The organism is Microbacterium sp. SZ1 (assembly GCF_002362255.1).
Lineage (GTDB): Bacteria > Actinomycetota > Actinomycetes > Actinomycetales > Microbacteriaceae > Microbacterium.
The window spans coordinates 255074-272952 of the sequence record NZ_LPVV01000004.1 but is presented as its reverse complement, the minus strand read 5'-3'; the positions used below and the strand labels follow the sequence as shown (position 1 = coordinate 272952).

Below are 17879 nucleotides of genomic sequence, written 5' to 3'. Positions count from 1 at the left end.
ACCCGGGCACTTCTGCGTCTCACGCCATCCGCCGAAACCCACCACCGCCGCCCAGACCCACCACTGCCGCCCAGACCCACCACACCGCACGTCGCTCGCGGTGGGTCTCGACGCGGAGCGGACAGGGTCAGACGCGGGCGTCCTGCCTCGGCACCCACACCTGCTTGATGATGATGAGGATGGATGCCGCGACCGGCACCGCCACGAGAGCACCGAGCAGCCCGAGCAGGGTCCCGCCCGCGAGCGCGCCGATCACGACGAGAGAGCCGGGGATGGAGATCGCGCGGTTCATGACCCGGGGCGTGATGACGTACGCCTCGATCTGCATGTAGACGAGGTAGACGATCGCGAACACGAGGGCCGCGATCGGGTTCGTGAAGAGGGCGAGGGTGGTGCCGATGATCCAGAACAGCACCGATCCGACGAGGGGGATCAGGGTGATGCAGAACGCGACCGTCGCCATGAGCGGGGGGAACGGCAGCCCCAGGAGCAGATACAGGACGAACGTCAGCACCGCGTTGCAGAACGCCAGGACGACCATGCCCATGACATATCCGCCGACGGAGTCTGTGATCTGGTCGGTGATGTCGCTCGCGCGAGTCCGGTCGCGAGCCGGGACGAGACGCAGCAGACCGGATTTGATGGTCGGCAGCGTGGCGACGAAGTACAGCGTGAGCACGAGCACCACGATGATGCCCGAGATGGCCGAGGCGATGCTCGCACCGACCTGCAGCGCCCCACCTCCGATCACGGCGATGTTGCCCGGGTCGGTGAGGAACTTCTGCACGTCGGCGACGAGGTCCTCGAACTGGTCGCCGAACTGCCGCTCCAGCGTCGCGTAGATGTCGGAGCGGGTGAACTCGGCGATCATGCCGGGCACCGAGCGGATGAAGCTCGCGATCTGGTCGACCACGATCGGAACCACCATCCACAGCAGCAATCCGGCGACGACGACGAGCGCGAGGATCACCGTGACCACCGACAGCGCTCGTGACAGGCCGCGGCGTTCGAGGAACCGCACCGACGGATCGAGGCCCAGAGCAGCGAAGAGTGCGAGGGCGATGTAGATCAGCACCGTGGAGAGGTTCGCCAGGGCCAGGCCCAGCAGCACCGCGGCCAGTCCACCCAGCGTGACGAGGAACCCGAACACGAACGGGCGGTCGATGCGCGTCCAGAACGAGCGGCTGGGCGTCATGGGCTCCACGACCTTGGCGGGCGCGGGTGCGGGCGCGGACGCGTCCGGCAGCGCGGCCGCATCCACCGTGCTCCCCGTCTCTGCCGAGGACGCGCCCGAGTCCGTCGTCGAGGACCCGTGCTCCGCTCGCTCGGATGCCGCGCCCTGTGCGCTCTCGGACCGAGGCCGCTCGTCGTCGCTCATGTGCTCACGATAGCGGTCGGGAGTCGTCGCGCCCTCCGCATCCGCCCTCGCCCGCAGGGTCGTTCACGCCCGTGTTTCCGTAGAGTAGGGGCATGACCGCCGCCGAAGATCCCCGGGCTGAACTCCTCCGACTGCGCTCCAGCATCGACAACGTCGACGCCGCTCTCATCTTCATGCTCGCGGAGCGTTTCCGCGCGACGCAGCAGGTCGGCCGGCTCAAGGCGGAGCACGCGATGCCGGCATCCGACCCCGGACGCGAGGAACAGCAGGTCGCCCGCCTTCGGGCGCTCGCAGAGGAAGCTCACCTCGACCCGGAGTTCGCCGAGAAGTGGTTCAACTTCGTGGTGGCCGAGGTGATCCGTCACCACACCGAGGCAGCCGAAGGGCGATGACGGGTTCTCCGGGCGAGCGACGGTGTGTGCAGCACTCGCCCGCCCGGAACCCGACTTAGTTCAGCGACTAAACTATGTAAGAGAGTACGCACCCGAATCCCACCTGTCAACCGTTTTCCCGCAGGAACCGCCTCATGCTCCACGCCGACGACGCACTCGACACCCAGGCAGCGGTTCGGCGTGCGAACCTGCGACGCGCGCTGCAGCTCGTGTTCGACGCACCGGGGACTCAGACGCGCGCCGGCATCTCCCGCGCCACCGGGCTCACCGCGGCCACCGCGTCATCGCTCGTCGCGGAACTCATCGATGACCGGTTGATCGTCGAGGGCGCGCAGGCCGCGAGCACCGGCGGCAAGCGCGCCACCACGCTCGACATCGACGCCGAGCATCATGTGATCCTCGTCGTGATCCTGCGCCCCACCGATGCGCGGATCAGCCTCCTCTCTCTCGCGGGCGGAGAGGTCGACGCGCGCGGGGTGGACTTCACGGCGGCAACACGAGAGCGGATGCTGACGACCGCTCTCGCCGCCGTCGCAGACGAGTACGGCCCCCGGCTCCTCATCGCCGCGGTGCAGCTGCCGGGCACGACCGACGGACGCGCCGTGCTCGAGAGCGTGCAGCTCGACTGGCGCGACGTTCCGCTCGCCGAACGCCTCGAGACGGTGCTGGGCACCCCGGTGCTGCTCGTCAACGACGTGGATGCCGAGGCCATCGCCGAGGCCGCGGCCGACGGCCCACGCTCGGGTCACCGCCTCTTCATCCACGTCGGCGGAGGCATCGGTGCGGCCGTCACCCTCGACGGTGAGCTGGCCCCGGGGCCCCGCCAACGCGCCGGCGAGATCGGCCATGTCCAGGTGGTCTTCGGCGATGCCGCGCGCGACTGTCGCTGCGGTCGGACGGGCTGCCTGGAATCCGCCGCCGCGCTCGGACCGATGCTCGGCGACGACTTCTCCGATGCGCTCGACGTCGACCGGATCAGGGCCCTCGTCGCCCGTGCTGATCAGCGCGCTCTCGACGAGGGCGCCCGAGCGCTGGCGCGGGCGATCAAGCTTCTCAGCGCGCTCCTCGACCCCGCCGAGATCGTGCTCGGCGGGCCGGGTGCGGTGCTCGGCGATCGCTTCCTCGATCTGGTCCGCGCCGAGACGGACTATGCGGCGACGGGAACCGCACAGGTTCCCGTCCGGTACGCCGACCCCGCGATCTCGCTCGCGGCCGGTCCCGCGCAGGCCGCACTGACGGCATCCCTCGGAGTGCGGTGGATGCCGCAGCAGGTGCCCCGGCATCCATGATCGTCCCGCGGGGGATGATCGACGCGCTCAGAGGCCGTCGCCCTCGAACCAGTGCTCCTGCCAGCGCCAGTCGATGGGATCGGCGACCCGCTGGTAGCGGATGTCGGTGGAGAGCCGGATGCGTGATCGCGGGTCGACGTTGTCGGTCGACGCGTGCACGATGTGGGCCGAGTGGACCATGACGTCACCGGCGCGGTAGTCGGCGACCAGCCAGCGCGCGTCGTACTCCTCCGCCAGCGAGGGAAGGTCGGCTGTGATCGACGCCGCCGGCATCCGCAGGGTCCCGGCGCGCTCCTGTGCCATCACACGGTGATGACTGCCCTCGAGGTAGGCGAGGCCGCCGGTCTCGACGGCGCAGTCGCCGAGCGGAATCCACATCGACAGCACCCGGTCGGTGCCTTCCCGCAGATACACGAGGTCGTAGTGCGCCTGCGTGGCTGTGCCGATGCCGCTCTCCCCGGGCCGGGTGTGTCGGATGATGCGTCGCTTGTGCAGGTGCACGTCGTCACCGAGGAACCACTGGAACCAGCCGCGGATCGACGGATGAGTCGTCAGAGCCGCGTACTTGTCGCCCGGCACGATGTCGTCGAACAGCAGCCTGCGCATCAGGGCGGGATCGACCGCGCCTCCCGCGTCGATGCCTTCTCGGATGCCGTCGGCGGAGACGAGACCGGTGGGGGCGAGGGTCTCGAAGTAGTACCGACGGAAGTCCTCGAGGAGGCCGGCGTCGAGGTGCCGGCTGAGGTAGAGGTAGCCGTCGCGCCGCAGCCGCTGCCAGAGCGCATCCCGGCCGCCGCGTCCGTCGGCCGGCACGGCCTTGAGTCGTCCCAGGCGGGCGGGGCTCGCGTCGAGGGTGTACCCGTTGGAGGTGATCATGGGTCGAGTCTTGTGGCGGTAGGACGATCGAGCCATGCAATCCGGCGAAATCCGGTTGTACTTTCGCGCGTCGCTCCGGACACTAGGAGGATTATGCAGAACTGGGCGATCTACGCGACACCGGCTCGCACGCTGACTGACGTCACGATCGCGTGCCTCGGGGCGGGCGAGTACTCGGGTCGCAACGAGGGATTCCGCGACCGGCAGCTGCGATCGCACGCCGTCGTCGTGGTGAGCGAGGGAAGCGGGTGGTACTCCAGCCCGTTGACGGGCGACGTGCGGATCGATGCGCCCTCTCTGCTCTGGCTCTTCCCCGGTGTCGTGCACGGCTACGGCCCGCTGCGCTCCGGGTGGACCGAGCACTGGGTGCTGTTCTCGGGGGCGGCGACCCGCGCGCTCGACGAGTTGGGGGCCTGGCGGCGCGCGAATCCGATCGTCCCGTTGGACCGGGTGCCCGGTTCGCTGCGCTCCACCTTCGACCGTCTGCACTCCGACCTCGTCGACAGCGGATCCGCCGCCGCCCTGCGTGCCTCTGCCGCCGGCTACGCGTGGATTGCCGAGCTCGCGGCGACGACCATGCCCGATTCCGCGCCCGATCTCATCGAGGCGTTCACGCGGGGGGCGGCGCGACAGATCCCGATGGAGACGCGCGCACGGGAGCTCGGCCTCAGTATCGGCCAACTGCGCTCGGCCGCCGTCGCGGCGACCGGACGCACACCCTTGCAGCTTCTCATCGAGTCGCGCCTCGCGCGGGCGCAGTCCCTTCTGGTCGAGACCGACCTCGAGGTGGGGGCGATCGCTCGGCAGATCGGTTTCGACGACCCGTCGTACTTCTCCCGGCAGTTCACGCAGCGCCTCGGACGCTCGCCGAGCATGTTCCGCGACGAGCAGAGGCGGATGCCGATACCCGCCGGCATGCAGGGGGAGCAGGTTCTGCGGTGAATCGTCACTTCTGCGGCCATGCCGACCCTGCGTGGCCGCAGAAGTCACCGATGGCCGCAGAAGTGACGGGCCTCGCGCCGCTTACTTGACGCTGCCCGCGGTGAGGCCGCCGACGAGCCGCTTCTCGATGAGCATGAAGAGGATGACGACAGGCAGGATCGCCACGATCGAGACCCCGAAGACGTACTGCCAGCTCGTCTCGTATTGACCGACGAACTTGGTGAGGGCGACCGACAGGGGCTGGTTCTTGTCGGTGGACAGGATGACGAGCGATGCGGCGAACTCGTTCCAGCAGGCGACGAACGTGAACACGATGGCCGTCACGATGCCCGGCCAGACCAGCGGCAGATTGATCTTGAAGAGCACGGTGAAGCGACCGGCGCCGTCGATCTGCGCGGCCTCGTCGACCTCCTTCGGGATGCCGGCGAAGAAGGAGTGCATGATCCACACCGCGAACGACAGGTTGAACGCGGCGTTGATGAAGATCATCGCCGCCCAGGTGTCGCCGAGGCCGAGGGTGGTGAACTGGCGGAACAGACCCGACGTCAGCACCGCGGGCTGCAGCATCTGCGTGACGATCACGAGGAACAGGAAGACCATGCGGCCGGGGAACCGGAACCGTGCCGTGTAGTACGCCGCGGGGAGCGACACGAGCAGCACGAGCAGGGTCGCGAACACGGCGATGATGATCGTCGAGATGAGGTTGTAGGGCAGCGGCGTCTCGGGGGTCGACCACATGGAGATGTAGTTCTCCCAGTGCCACTCGACCGGGAGGTAGGTCGGGTCGACCGAGCGGATCTGCGGCTTGGTCTTCACGGAGCCGAAGAACATGATCAGGTACGGCAGCACGAAGATCGCGAGCACGAGGAAGCCGGCGGCGGTGCGCAGGATGACGCGCGGCAGCGTGACCTGGTCCTCGGTGTACCGGCGCTTGCGGCCGGGGATGCGCGGGGCGGGCGTCGAGCCGGCAGTGGTGACCAGGGCGGTCTCGGTCATGGTCACGATCAGACCTCCTTCATGGGCTTGACGGCCTTGACGTAGATCGCGACGATCACGATCACGATGAGGAAGGCCACGACCGACAGCGCGCTCGCGACGTCGACCTTCTTCTGCAGCTCGATGTACTTGAAGATCATCGTCATGATCGTGTCGGCGCCGTAGCCGGGGATCGACCCTGTCATCACCTTGAGGATCGGCAGCGAGTTGAAGACGTTGATGATGTTGATAAGCACCGCGACGGCGAGGGCGCTCCGCAGCTGCGGCAGCACGATCGACCAGTAGGTGCGCGCAGGCCCGGCGCCGTCCATCTTGGCGGCCTCGATGGCATCGGCGGGCACCGACTGGAGGCCGGCGAGGATCGTGTAGGTGGTGAACGGCAGCGAGACGAAGATTGCGATGACGATCGACCAGGCGAACGCCGTGGCCGGGTTCTTGGTCCAGCCGTAGCCGACCGCGTCGTCGGTGAGCCCGATGTCGTAGAGGAACTTGTTGAACACCCCGAAGTACGGCTCGAGGCTGTAGTAGAAGACCATCGTGGTCATGACGACAGACGCCGCCCACGGCACGATCACGGCCATGCGCACGATCTGCCGCCCGGGGAAGGCCTTGTTGAGGACCTGCGCGAGCCCGAGCGAGATGATCACGGTGAACGCGACGACCACCACGACCCACACGATCGTGCGGAACAGGATCGGCCAGAACTCCGCGAATCCGAACACGGTCGCGAAGTTGTCGAACCCGACCGAGCCCTTGTCGAGGCCGGAGAGCGAGATGTCGCGGGTGGAGTTGTAGAACATGACCCCGGCGGGGAAGAACACCACCCCGACGATGAGCACGAGGGCCGGTGCGATCCAGGGCAGGGCCTGGAGGAGATCCTTGCCGCGGGAGCGCGCGCGCGGCGCGGTGCCCGAGGGGCGGGGGCGGCCGGTGGCCGCCCCCGTGAGGGTCTGGGACTCTGTGGTCTGGCTCATGGGAATCCCCGAACCTCTCCTTCCGCGGGGCTCAGCCCGCGTCGACCTGCGCCTGGATCTCGGTGAGCACGTCCTGCGCCGGCTTGGTCTGCAGCTGGCCGAACAGCGACTTGAACGCACCGTCGGTCGCCGACCACTTCGGGTTCGTCGACGGGTAGAACTGGGCGTCGGGCAGCACCTCGAGGAACGGCGCGAGCGCCTCTTCACCCGACAGCTGCTCGGCGCCCGACTTCGTGACGGGCAGGAAGCCCTCGGCCTGCACCCACGGCACGTACACGTCGGCCGAGTAGTAGTAGTCGAAGAACTTGGTGATCGCCTCCTGCTTGTCGCCGTCGTTCTGGAACGCCATCAGCTGGTCCATGACGCCGAGCGTGAACGGCGAGCCGTCCTTCGTCGGGATCGGGACGATCGAGTAGTCGAGCTCCGGGTTGCCCTCCTCGATCTGACCGACCGTGGGCGGCAGGCCCACCTGCATCCCGATCTTGCCCTGGATGAAGATGTCCATCAGCGGCGACCGCTGCGTGGAACCCGGGTCGGCCTGCGTCGCGCCGGCGTCGATCATCTTCTTGATCTGCTCGGCACCGGCGAGGTTCTCCGGGGTGTCGATCGTGATCTCCGAGGCGTCGCCGAACGAGCCGCCGCCGCCCCACAGCCACACGGCTGCCTCGGCCTGAGCCTCCTCGGAGCCGAGCGGCATGCCGTAGCCCGCGACGCCACCGCCGAGAGCCGAGACCTTGGTCGCGGCATCCAGCAGCTCGTCCCAGGTCTTGGGTGCCTCTGTCACGCCCGCCTGCTGCAGCAGCGTGTTGTTGACGAACAGGGCACGGGCCGATGCGATGAGGGGCAGCGCGTACGCCGTGCCGTCGACCTCGGCGTTCGCGATGAACGCGTCCTGGAAGTCGGCCAGGGTGTCCTCGGACACGACGTCGGAGACCGGGTAGAGCAGCTCGTCGCCCACGAAGCCGGCGAAGGGACCGCCGTTGTAGATGTCCGGGGCCTCACCCGCTTGGATCTTCGTCGAGATGACCTTCTCGAGGTTGTCCCAGGACTGCACCTCGAGGTCGACGGTGATGTCGGGGTTCTCCTTCTCGAACCCCTCGATCACGTCTTCCCACAGGCCCTTGGTCGCGTCGGAGTAGCTCGGGACGAGCAGGCTCAGCGTGTTCGCGTCGTCTCCGCCGCCGCCCCCTCCCGAAGAACCACCGAAACCGCAGGAGGTGAGCGTGAGTGTGGCGGTTGCCGCGAGTGCGACGGCGCCGAATCGCAGTGACTTCTTCATCTGTGTGGCATTCCTCACTGTGTCAGGAACCGCTCGGATGGAGCGGAGGGTGGCACAGCCGCGAGTACAGCACGCGACAGTGCGTGGTCGCCTCTCCCGAAGGATCGACGTGGAGTTGTTCGATTATTTGTCAGGCGAATAAACAAATCAAGAGGAATCTTGCGGACCCTCTCGATGGAGCAATAGTATGAGCGATACAGCAACTAAACGATCACAATATTGCATCACTCGTCCCGGAGGACGCCATGACTGAGAACCTTCCCGGCGCGTTCATGCGCGCAGAGCTCACCTCGCAGCCCGAGACCTGGGCGCGCGCGGTAGAGATGCGCAATGAGCAGAAGCGCCTCCCCGCCGCAGGGGAGCGCGTCGCCGTCATCGGGTGCGGGACCTCCTGGTTCATGGCGCAGGCGTATGCGGCGCTTCGAGAGGGTTCGGGCCAGGGCGAGATTGACGCCTTCGCGGCATCCGAGGCCTTCGTCGACCGCGGCTACGACGCCGTCGTCGCGCTGACCCGCTCGGGCACGACCACCGAGGTGCTCGAGCTCGTCGAGCGCGTGCGCGGCCGGGCTCGCGTCATCGGAGTCATCGGCGACGAGACCTCTCCGCTCGTGTCCCTCGTCGACGAGGCCGTGCTGCTGCCCTTCGCGGACGAGAAGTCGGTCGTGCAGACGCGGTTCGCGACGACCGCCCTCGCCCTCTTCCGCGCATCGCTCGGGGAGGATCTCACGTCTGCGATCGAGGATGCTGCGGCCGTGCTCGCCGCACCCGACGACGCCGAGCTCGGGGATGCCGAGCAGTACACGTTCCTCGGTCGCGGCTGGACCGTCGGTCTCGCGCACGAGGCGGCGCTGAAGATGCGCGAGTCGTCACAGTCATGGACGGAGTCGTATGCGTCCATGGAGTACCGGCACGGTCCGATCGCGATCGCCGCTCCCGGTCGCGTGACCTGGCAGTTCGGCGAGGCTCCCGAGGGCCTGGCCGCGCAGGTCGAGGCCACCGGGGCGCGTTTCGTGCAGCATCCGATCGACCCCCTGGCCGACCTCGTGCGTCTGCACCGGGTCGCGCTCGACCGCGCTGTCGCGAAGGGCCTCGAGCCCGACCAGCCGCGCAACCTCGCGCGATCCGTCATCCTGGATGCATGACCTCAGCCACACCGCAGAGCCACACCGGAGTGCCCCGTGACCGCGCCTGACGCCGGAGCCGTAGAACGCCCCGGCGCCGCGCGATCGCTGGGGGCGGGTGCTCCGGTGCTCGCCTTCGACGTCGGCGGCACCGACATCAAGTCGGCCCTCTTCGACGCCGACGGCACGGCGCTCGATCTGCGGCGCACCCCGACACCGGGTGCGACCGGCGACCGCACGACCGCGATCATCGAGCGCTTGGGCGCGCTCGCCGCCGAGTATCGCGCGGCCTTCCCCTCGACGGAGCCTCGGGCGGTGGGGCTCGTGGTCCCCGGCATCGTCGATCCCGATGCGGGAGTCGGCGTCTTCGCGAGCAACATGGGCTGGCGTGACAGCCCGATCCGGAACCTCGCGTCCGCTCGCCTCGGTCTTCCGGTCGCATTCGATCACGACGTGCGGGCGGCCAGCTGGGCCGAGAACGTGCTCGGCGGAGCGCGGGCCTACGACGACTCGGTCGTTCTCGTGATCGGCACCGGGATCGCCGGCGCGCTGATCGTGGGTGGCGCCCCGTACACCGCGGGCGGGTACGCGGGAGAGATCGGCCACTCCCCGATCGCCGACGGCCCGGTCTGCCCGTGCGGCGCCCGCGGATGCCTCGAGGCCGTCGCGTCGGCCGGCGCGATCACCCGCCGGTACGCCGAGGCCACCGGCGACACACCGGGCGGCGCGAAAGACGTCATCGCCCGGGCCGCTGCCGGCGATCCGGTCGCCGCCGAGATCTGGGAGTCGGCGCTCGACGCCCTCGCCCTCTCGCTCGCGCAGCTCACCGCGGTGATCGCGCCGCAGGCGATCGTGATCGGCGGCGGGCTCTCGCGCGCCGGCGATGCCCTGTTCGACGAACTCCGCCGCCGCCTCGCTGCACGGCTCAGCTTCCACCGCCTCCCCGACCTCGTCCCCGCGGAGCTCTCCGGGAACGCCGGCATCCTCGGCGCCGCTCTTCGCGCACGGGAGCTCGCATGATTCTCACGGTCACCCCGAACCCCGCCCTGGACCTGACGTGGCGGGTCGACCGACTGACGGTCGGAGCGACGCACCGGGCGGATGCCGGGGCGGCGCGTGCCGGCGGCAAGGGACTCAACGTCGCGCGGGTGGCGCACGCGCAGGGGGCATCGACTCTCGCCCTCACGACGGCGGGCGGGCGCACCGGCATCGCGTTCTCGGCCGAACTCGCCGCGAGCGGCGTGCCGCACCGCGTGGTGTCCGTCGCCGCGGCGACGAGGCAGAGCGTCGCGATCGTCGACGAGCAGCTCGGCGACACCACGATCATCAACGAGCGAGGCGTGAACCCGGCCGACCCGGAATGGGCGGCGCTGTTCGGAGAGGTCGTCGATGCCCTGCCGAGCGCGCGCGTGCTCGTCATCTCGGGGAGCCTGCCGCCCGGCGCCCCCGAGTCGTTCGTCCCGCTGCTGATCGGCACGGCTCGTGATGCGGGCGTGCCGGCGATCGTCGACACGTCGGGGCCGGCGCTGCTGCACGCGGCGGATGCGGGAGCATCCGTCCTCAAGCCCAACGCCGCCGAACTCGTCGAGGCCACAGGCATCGCCGACCCGGTCGCCGGCGCGCGGTCGCTCATCGCCCGAGGCGTCGAGCTGGTGCTGCTCTCGCTCGGAGCCGACGGGATGCTGGCGGTGACGGCATCCGAGGTCCTGCACGCCCGACTCGACGCACCCCTCGCAGGCAATCCCACCGGAGCGGGCGATGCCGGGGTCGCCGCGTGCGCCGTGCTCTACGCCGACGGCGTGCGCGACCCTGAGACGGTCCTGCGCCGCGCCACCGCGTGGTCGGCCGCCGCGGTGCTGATGCCGCTCGCCGGCGAGATCTCCGACGACTGGCGCACGCTCGAATCCCGTCTCGTCGTCGCCCCCCACACGTCCACCCTCCGAGAGGATTCACCGTGACACTCGTCTCCGCCCGCGAACTGGTGACGGATGCCGCGACCCGCGGCATCGGAATCGGTGCGTTCAACGTCATCCATCTGGAGACCGGCGAGGGCCTCGTGCGCGCCGCCGAGGCCGCCCAGCTGCCGGTGATCCTGCAGATCTCGCAGAACTGCGCCGACTATCACGGCGGCCTCGAGCCGATCTCGCTGGCCACGCTCGCCATCGCCCGTCGGGCGAGCGTGCCCGTCGCCGTGCACCTCGACCACGCCGAGCGCCCCGAGCTCGTCGACGAGGCCGTCGATCTCGGCTTCGGCTCGGTCATGTTCGACGGGGGAGCGCTGCCCTACGACGAGAACGTCGCGCTCACCGCGGCCGTCGTCGAACGCGCCCACCGCGCCGGCGTCTTCGTCGAGGGGGAGCTGGGTGAGGTCGGCGGTAAGGACGGGGCGCATGCGCCGGGCGTCCGCACCGACCCCGAGGAGGCCAGGGCCTTCGTCGCGGCGACCGGCGTCGACGCGCTCGCCGTCGCGGTCGGATCGTCGCACGCGATGACCGATCGCACGGCATCCCTCGACCTCGACCTGATCTCGCGACTGAGGTCCGCGCTCGACGTGCCGCTCGTGCTGCACGGCTCGTCCGGCGTCGCCGACGACGTGATCGCCCAGGCCGTCCGCGCGGGCATGACGAAGATCAACGTCTCCACGCACCTCAACGGTTTCTTCACGCGCGCCGTCCGCGAGAGGCTCGACGCCGACGAGCGGCTCGTCGACTCGCGCAAGTACCTCGCGCCGGCACGGGAGGCGCTCGCGAGCGAGGCGGAGCGGATGCTGCAGCTGTTCGCCCTCGAACCGGCGGCGGGCTGAGCTCATGAAGCGCGCCGCTCGACTCGCCGCGATCCTCGACCTGCTGGCTGTCGACGGAGAGGTCACCGTCGACGACCTCGTCGAGCGCTTCGGCGCCTCCGCCGCCACGACCCGCCGCGACCTCGACAGCCTCGCCGAGCAGCGCCTGCTCACCCGCACCCACGGCGGAGCGGTCGCGCACTCGGTCGCCTATGAGCTCCCGGTGCGCTACAAGAGCCATCTGCGCACGCGGCAGAAGGAGAGCATCGCCCGCGCCGCGGCGGCGCTCGTGTCGCCCGGCATGGTCGTCGGCCTCTCGGGCGGCACGACCACCACGGCGATCGCCGCGGCACTCGCGGCGCGCCCCGACCTCACAGAAGGGCCGGGAATCACGATCGTCACGAACGCCGTGAACATCGCCGCGCAGCTCGCGACGCGGCCCGACATCAAGGTCGTGGTGACGGGCGGCGTCATTCATTCGCGCAGCTATGAGCTGGTCGGGCCGTTCGTGGAGCAGCTGCTGCGCGGCGTGCGACTCGACGTGGCGTTCATCGGCGTGAACGCGGTGGACCCCGCCGATGGCGCCAGGACCGACGACGAGCGGGAGGCGGCGGTCAACAGCGTGATGGCGCAGCGGGCACAGCGTGCCGTGATCGTCGCCGATTCGTCGAAGGTCGGAGCCGGATCGTTCGCGTCGATCGGCGGGGCGGATCTCTTCCAGACCCTCATCACGGACGACGGACTTCCGTCCGCCATGCGGGATGAGTTCACGTCGGCGGGGTACCGCGTGATCGTCGCGGATTGATAGTTTCGCGAAGGTTGTACGTTTTGCACCGAATCGCCCCATGACGTACGTTCCACGGTATTCTCGAACCATGAGCGAGATCGCGATCACAGAGGCTCGGGGACGACTGGCGTCGATCATCGATGAAGCGCGCACGGAACCGGTCTACCTCACACGCCGAAATCGTGCGGTGGCGGCGGTCGTCGACTCCTCGTTCCTCGAAAAGCTGCTCGAGGATGCCGAGGAGCTCGCCGACATCAGGGCTGTCGACGAGGCCTGGGACGAGACCCAACGCCTTCAGGAGACGCCGATTCCGTGGGCGGAGGTCAAGCGCGACCTCGGCCTGGTGCAGTGACCTACAAGCTTCAGGTACTTCCCGTCGCCGCTCGCGCGATCCGGAAGCTGCCGCCCGAGGCGAAGCGTCGGATCCAAGGCGTCATCGAGACGCTGGCAGAGGAGCCGCGCCCGCCAGCGGCGAGAAAGCTCACGGGGCGCCCCGAATGGCGGGTTCGGAGTGGTGACTACCGGGTGCTTTACCGCATCGAGGATCAGATCCTCACGGTGGTGGTCGTGCACGCCGGCCACCGGCGTGAGGTGTATCGCTGATCGTCCGGTCCCTTCCGCTCGGATCGGCCGGTGCCGCGACCGGGTCCCCTCCCGTCGCGGCATCCGGCCGACCCGCCCTCCGTCGATCGATGGTGGGGATGTCGCGACCCCTCTCGCGACATCCCCGAGGTAGATGGTGTCCATGTCGTCTCTCGCACTCCCCAGTGCACGAGATTCCCCATTTCCGACTGCGCCTCCCTCGCGCTCCGTTCCCGAAGCCCTTCGCATGGCACCCTCTGCAGATCAGGAGAGGGCGCACCCTCCTCTGATACATCGAGTGGAGGAAATGTCTAGAACCCGTCGCCGTGGCACTGAAAAGGGGCGAGGAGGCCGGTGGACTCGGATGCCGCGGCCAACGCCACGGACGGTGCAGCGCCCGCGGCGAGCCGTGAGTGCACCGCTCCCAGCAGCTCGCACGCCACATCGTCGGCGACCACGACCGGCGCTGCGATCACGCATCGCGTACCGGCATGCAGCCAGACACGCGTCATGCCCAGCGCCTCCTCCCCCCACCGCACCGAGGACCGACCGAGCTCACACGCCGACAGCACGACCGTGTCGGGCGTACGGGGGATGAGGTCGACGTCATACCCGAAGAGAGTTCCTTCCGCGAGCTCGAACCCCGAGAACATCGGGTTGTCGACCGCATGACGCCCGTGCGCGGCGATGTGCAGCACGTCGACGCGCCCGGCCAGGTCGGTGACCGCGTCGACCCGAGCGTGCTCACCGACGTACACCTCGGCCGAGGACCAGGCGCTCGCCGCGGTGCGCACCTCCTCGACCCCGCGGGCGACCCGAGGCCCCGCGGCGAATCCGGCGCGATGCCGCTCGCTCTCCGTGCGATCCCGCTCGCGGAGGGGAGGGCGTCCCTCCAGCAGGCGCGACACCGAGGTCGCGATCGTGAACGGGATGCCGGCGAGTCCCGGCAGCATGGCCCACGGGATGCCGCCGAGGATGCCGGGGATCGTCAGCGCCAGCCGCGATGCGTGCGGCGCTGCGGCGCGGGCCGGCGCGAACAGCGCCTCGTCGAGCACGCGCAGCCGTTCGTCGAGGGATCTGCCGACGATCGCCGCCATCGGCCCGCCGTGCGTGAGGGCGGCGACATCGAGGTCCGCGCGGAGTCCGTCGAGAGCGGCACGGATGCGTGGCCACGACAGCTCGACGATCGACGCCCCGGCCGCCGTGACGACCGTGCAGACCAGGTCGTCACCCGTGTACACGTAGGCGAGGATCGCCGTCTCGTCGTCGAGCCGAGCCAGGGTCGTCGGCAGATCGAGACGCCCGCGATTCGCGCCGGCGCCGATCGACGACCACTGCCGGTCGCGCACCCGGTCGCGCAGCGCCCTGACCCTGGCGTCCGCGGTCCAGTCCGCGCCGACGAGGTCGGCGCGCAGCATCCTCAACTCCGCGAGGTCGGAGGCGAGGTCCGCGTCGCGCGGCGGACGAACCGGGGCGACCTGCTGACTCAGGTGTCTGGCGCGCTCCGACCACTCGAAAAGCACGCTCGGATCCCGCGTGCGCGCCGCCGCCGCGAGCCCGGCGAACATCAGCTCGGTGCCGTGCATCGCGACCGACGCCTGAAGGTCGAGGGCGCCGAACGACTGCTGCCACGACGTGAGCAGATCGAGGCCCTCAGCCGCGGCGCGCAGGGCGGCGGCATCCTTCCCGGCCTTCACTGCTCGCACCGCCCGCACCTCGTGGGCACGCAATCGCAGCGGGGTGGGGGCGTCGGCGGTGATGCGCGGCATCCGCTGTTCGTCCGCGAGCCGGGAGGTGAGGGCCAGGGCGGTGGCCTCCGTGCGGAACCCGCCGTCGGCGAGCGCGGTCGCGGTGCGCGCGAAGGCCTCCAGGTCGACGTCGCGCCCCGGGTGCGCTCGGAGTGACGCCTCCAGGCGCACGGCCTCGGCCCGCGCCGACCAGCCGTCGCTGCCGAGCGACGCGAAGCGTCGGGCGGCCTTGGCGGCGGTGCGCTCAGCGGCCGAAGGGTCGTGCCGCAGCAGCGATCGGGCGAGATGGAACTCGGCCTCTCCGCGTGCCTGCCGCATGCGCTGAGCCCCGAACCGCCTCGCGACCTCGGCGAGCAGCACTTCGGCCTCGGTGGTCAATCCCGCGTCACGCAGCACCTCCGCCCGGTCGAGGTCGCTGATCGCGGCCGCCAGGTCGCTCGTGGCGGCGAGCGCGGGACGCGAGGCGGTCATGAGGTTCAGGGCGGTGACGAGATCGCCACCGAGCAGCGCCGCGTACCCGAGGTTGTGGCGCGCCTCGGCGAGGGGCTCCTCCTCGCCGAGCGCCTCGTAGACGGCGATGGCGCTGCGCAGGTCGGCGGTGCAGTCGTCGAGCCGGTGCCGCTGCATCCCGACGATCGAACGACTCATCAGCAGGTTCGCGCGTTCGATCGATCCCTCGTCGAGCGCGTCGATCGCCCGCGTGAGCGCCTGCCCCGCCTCGTCGAGTCGGCCGCCGTGCATGAGCAGCGTGCCGAGCTGGCCGTGCAGCAGCGCTACAGTCTCAGCGCGGAGACCGGGCCGCTCGAGGGCATCGCGTGACAGCCGCTCCGCCGCAGCGGGCTCGCCGGTCTGGGCCAGCACGTACGCCATGGTGCCGTCGATCCGCGCGCGGAGGTCGTCGTCGTCGGTGCGGGCGGATGCCGTGGCCAGCGCTCGTCTCGCCTGACCGAACCGCCGGGAGTTGGCCGCGTCGACGCCGCGCTGATGCAGCTCGCGCGCAGACAGGGGCATCGTCCCAGGATGCCGGGCCGTGGGCCCCAGCGGAAGTGCCGGTGCAGGGGCGGAACACACCTGCATGCCGATCCGCCCGATTCGGGCCTGCATGTGTGTTTCCGCCATGCAGGTGCGCACGGGCACCGGCAGCAGGGCGGGCTACTCCCGCGGTACCGGCAGCGTCTTCAGCACCGCCGCCACGGCCTTCGCCGCGGTGGTGGTCGATACGCCCTCGCCTGGCACGGCCCCGAGCTGCGCCGCGATGCGCCCGGCGACGTACGGCGCCGCGAACGACGTGCCGCTCCAGATCGCGAACCCGCCGCGGTAGTCATCCGGATCGATCGTCTCGCGGCGCAGCCCGTCGACGTCGGCGCGGCACGACGCCTGCTCCCCGCCGACGAACGCCGGCGACGTGCTGACGACCGCTGCTCCCGGCGCGTACACCTGCACCCAGGGGCCGACGTTCGAGAACAGGGCGACCGAGTGCGCCGAGGGGTTCAGCGCCCCGACCGACACGTGCGGTGCGTCGTCGTCGTGCGGGATGCCGTTGTCTGACCCCGGCCAGGGCCAGAGCGACGCCGGGAACGACGGCCGGTCGATCGCGTCGTTGCCGGCCGAGCACACCACGACGCACCCGAGCTCTCTGGCCGTGGTCAGCAGCGCCGTGAGCGTGGTGCTGAAGAGGCCGTCCTGCGGGGTCTCGTGGTAGTACCCGAGCGACAGGTTGAGCACGTCGATCGGGTGACCGGTCGACGGATCCTCGCGGTGGCGGCGCAACAGCTCCACGACCTGCGCGACCGTCGTGAGGAACGTGCTCTCGTCGATCACTCCGAGCGCTCCGGCCATGCGGACCGACAGGATGTCGGCATCCGGCGCGGTCTGGCGGATGATGCCGGCGATGAACGTGCCGTGTCCGGCGACGGCGTCGATCTCGCCGTCGAGCTGGCCGTACAGGTCGGGGTAGCGCTCCGGATCGGCGTCGTCGGTGAGTCCGACGGGAACGCCGTCGATCTCGATGCGCCGGGTCACGATGTCGTCGGGCAGCCAGTCGTGCACGCCGCATCCGGTGTCGAGCACGGCCACCACGGGTCGCCGCCCGCGCTTCGGCGACGGTCCGCGGCGCGGTGCGGGTCCGAGCCAGCTCACCGGCTGCCGCGCCCCTCGACCGGGCTCGAGGTAGTCGTCGCTGCCGCCGGCTCCGCCGCCGCGCACCGGGTTGGTGCGGCTGAACGGGTTCGTGCGGCTGAAGGGATTGGTGCGGCTGAACGGGTTGAGCCCGACCGGGTCGATCGACAGCACGTGCTCGAGGCTGGTCCGCGGCATCGGCGACCGGGTGCTGCGCCGTGCGCGCTGCAGGACGCGCCACGCGTCCGGTGGGACGGGCGACTCGCCGCGCACGGGTTCGTCGGGTGTCGTGAGGCGTGCGCGCAGGAATCCCGGCACCCCGGGGAGCAGATCGTCGGCGTACAGGCGGGAGTCGGGCGACTCGATGTCGAGCTGCCAGCCGAAGGATGCCGCGGCGTCGCGAAGAGCCGTCACCTCGCCGTCGTACGCCTCGTGATCGGCGTCCCGGTCGAACGTGATGAGCAGCCGCTCCGGCAGGTACGCCGTCGGGAAGGCGCGGACCCCGTCGACCGGTTCGACGTTCGGATCGAGCGCCGTCCCTCGACGGATCGATCCCTCTGCTCTGTCCTGCCAGCTCCAACCCCTCGGCTGCTCCATGGTCGGTCCCCTCCTCGC

General features: G+C 70.0%; 17 protein-coding genes. 10 read left to right on the top strand and 7 right to left on the bottom strand.

Annotated elements, in window-relative coordinates:
- Positions 1-127: 127 nt before the first annotated feature.
- Positions 128-1378 carry an AI-2E family transporter gene (locus AUC47_RS04785; RefSeq protein ID WP_096714060.1) on the bottom strand — a complete coding sequence of 417 codons (1251 nt, stop codon included), beginning with the start codon at positions 1376-1378 and terminating at the stop codon, positions 128-130.
- Between the two features lie 92 nt (positions 1379-1470).
- On the opposite strand from AUC47_RS04785, the gene AUC47_RS04780 reads away from it, so the two are divergent.
- Positions 1471-1770: a chorismate mutase gene (locus AUC47_RS04780; protein ID WP_096714059.1), complete on the top strand. Its 300-nt coding sequence runs from the start codon at positions 1471-1473 to the stop codon at positions 1768-1770.
- Positions 1771-1904: 134 nt separating this feature from the next.
- Positions 1905-3059 carry an ROK family protein gene (locus tag AUC47_RS04775; RefSeq protein WP_096714058.1) on the top strand — a complete coding sequence of 385 codons (1155 nt, stop codon included), beginning with the start codon at positions 1905-1907 and terminating at the stop codon, positions 3057-3059.
- Between the two features lie 27 nt (positions 3060-3086).
- Here AUC47_RS04775 and AUC47_RS04770 read toward each other — a convergent pair whose 3' ends face one another.
- On the bottom strand, positions 3087-3935 hold the full coding sequence (locus AUC47_RS04770) for a phytanoyl-CoA dioxygenase family protein (RefSeq protein WP_096714057.1): 849 nt from the start codon (positions 3933-3935) through the stop codon (positions 3087-3089).
- Positions 3936-4028: 93 nt separating this feature from the next.
- Between AUC47_RS04770 and AUC47_RS04765 the strand changes: the two genes are divergently transcribed.
- A complete protein-coding gene (locus tag AUC47_RS04765; protein WP_096714056.1) occupies positions 4029-4877 on the top strand; it encodes a helix-turn-helix transcriptional regulator in 849 nt (282 codons plus the stop codon).
- Between the two features lie 81 nt (positions 4878-4958).
- Here the strand turns inward: AUC47_RS04765 and AUC47_RS04760 are convergent, their stop codons facing one another.
- From AUC47_RS04760 to AUC47_RS04750, 3 genes are read right to left on the bottom strand one after another with little or no spacing between them, the layout of a single operon-like run.
- Positions 4959-5873, bottom strand: coding sequence for a carbohydrate ABC transporter permease (locus AUC47_RS04760; RefSeq protein WP_096714199.1), 915 nt, complete (start codon positions 5871-5873; stop codon positions 4959-4961).
- Positions 5874-5881: 8 nt separating this feature from the next.
- Positions 5882-6847, bottom strand: a complete 966-nt coding sequence (locus AUC47_RS04755; RefSeq protein ID WP_096714055.1) for a carbohydrate ABC transporter permease — start codon at positions 6845-6847, stop codon at positions 5882-5884.
- 31 nt (positions 6848-6878) lie between these two features.
- Positions 6879-8126: an extracellular solute-binding protein gene (locus AUC47_RS04750; RefSeq protein ID WP_096714054.1), complete on the bottom strand. Its 1248-nt coding sequence runs from the start codon at positions 8124-8126 to the stop codon at positions 6879-6881.
- 245 nt (positions 8127-8371) lie between these two features.
- Here AUC47_RS04750 and AUC47_RS04745 point away from each other — a divergent pair, with 245 nt between their 5' ends.
- The 7 genes from AUC47_RS04745 (at position 8372) to AUC47_RS04715 (ending at position 13419) form a co-directional block, all read left to right on the top strand.
- Complete coding sequence (locus AUC47_RS04745) at positions 8372-9268, top strand: SIS domain-containing protein (protein WP_096714053.1); 897 nt, start codon at positions 8372-8374, stop codon at positions 9266-9268.
- A gap of 36 nt (positions 9269-9304) precedes the next feature.
- Positions 9305-10267: an ROK family protein gene (locus AUC47_RS04740; protein WP_096714052.1), complete on the top strand. Its 963-nt coding sequence runs from the start codon at positions 9305-9307 to the stop codon at positions 10265-10267.
- On the top strand, positions 10264-11205 hold the full coding sequence (locus tag AUC47_RS04735) for a 1-phosphofructokinase family hexose kinase (protein WP_096714051.1): 942 nt from the start codon (positions 10264-10266) through the stop codon (positions 11203-11205). Before AUC47_RS04740 ends, AUC47_RS04735 begins: the two co-directional genes overlap by 4 nt.
- Positions 11202-12050, top strand: coding sequence for a class II fructose-bisphosphate aldolase (locus AUC47_RS04730; protein WP_096714050.1), 849 nt, complete (start codon positions 11202-11204; stop codon positions 12048-12050). The genes AUC47_RS04735 and AUC47_RS04730 overlap by 4 nt, the downstream gene beginning before the upstream one ends.
- Before the next feature lie 4 nt (positions 12051-12054).
- Positions 12055-12834, top strand: a complete 780-nt coding sequence (locus AUC47_RS04725; RefSeq protein ID WP_096714049.1) for a DeoR/GlpR family DNA-binding transcription regulator — start codon at positions 12055-12057, stop codon at positions 12832-12834.
- Between the two features lie 70 nt (positions 12835-12904).
- Positions 12905-13168, top strand: a complete 264-nt coding sequence (locus AUC47_RS04720; protein ID WP_096714048.1) for a type II toxin-antitoxin system Phd/YefM family antitoxin — start codon at positions 12905-12907, stop codon at positions 13166-13168.
- Entirely contained in the window at positions 13165-13419 is a 255-nt protein-coding gene (locus tag AUC47_RS04715) for a type II toxin-antitoxin system RelE family toxin (protein WP_096714047.1), read from the top strand. The genes AUC47_RS04720 and AUC47_RS04715 overlap by 4 nt, the downstream gene beginning before the upstream one ends.
- A gap of 290 nt (positions 13420-13709) precedes the next feature.
- Here the strand turns inward: AUC47_RS04715 and AUC47_RS04710 are convergent, their stop codons facing one another.
- Both AUC47_RS04710 and AUC47_RS04705 read right to left on the bottom strand, forming a co-directional pair.
- Positions 13710-16157 (bottom strand): CHAT domain-containing protein, encoded by a 2448-nt coding sequence (locus tag AUC47_RS04710; RefSeq protein ID WP_096714046.1) that lies wholly within the window; start codon positions 16155-16157, stop codon positions 13710-13712.
- A gap of 141 nt (positions 16158-16298) precedes the next feature.
- Positions 16299-17861, bottom strand: coding sequence for a S8/S53 family peptidase (locus tag AUC47_RS04705; protein ID WP_096714045.1), 1563 nt, complete (start codon positions 17859-17861; stop codon positions 16299-16301).
- Positions 17862-17879: the final 18 nt, after the last annotated feature.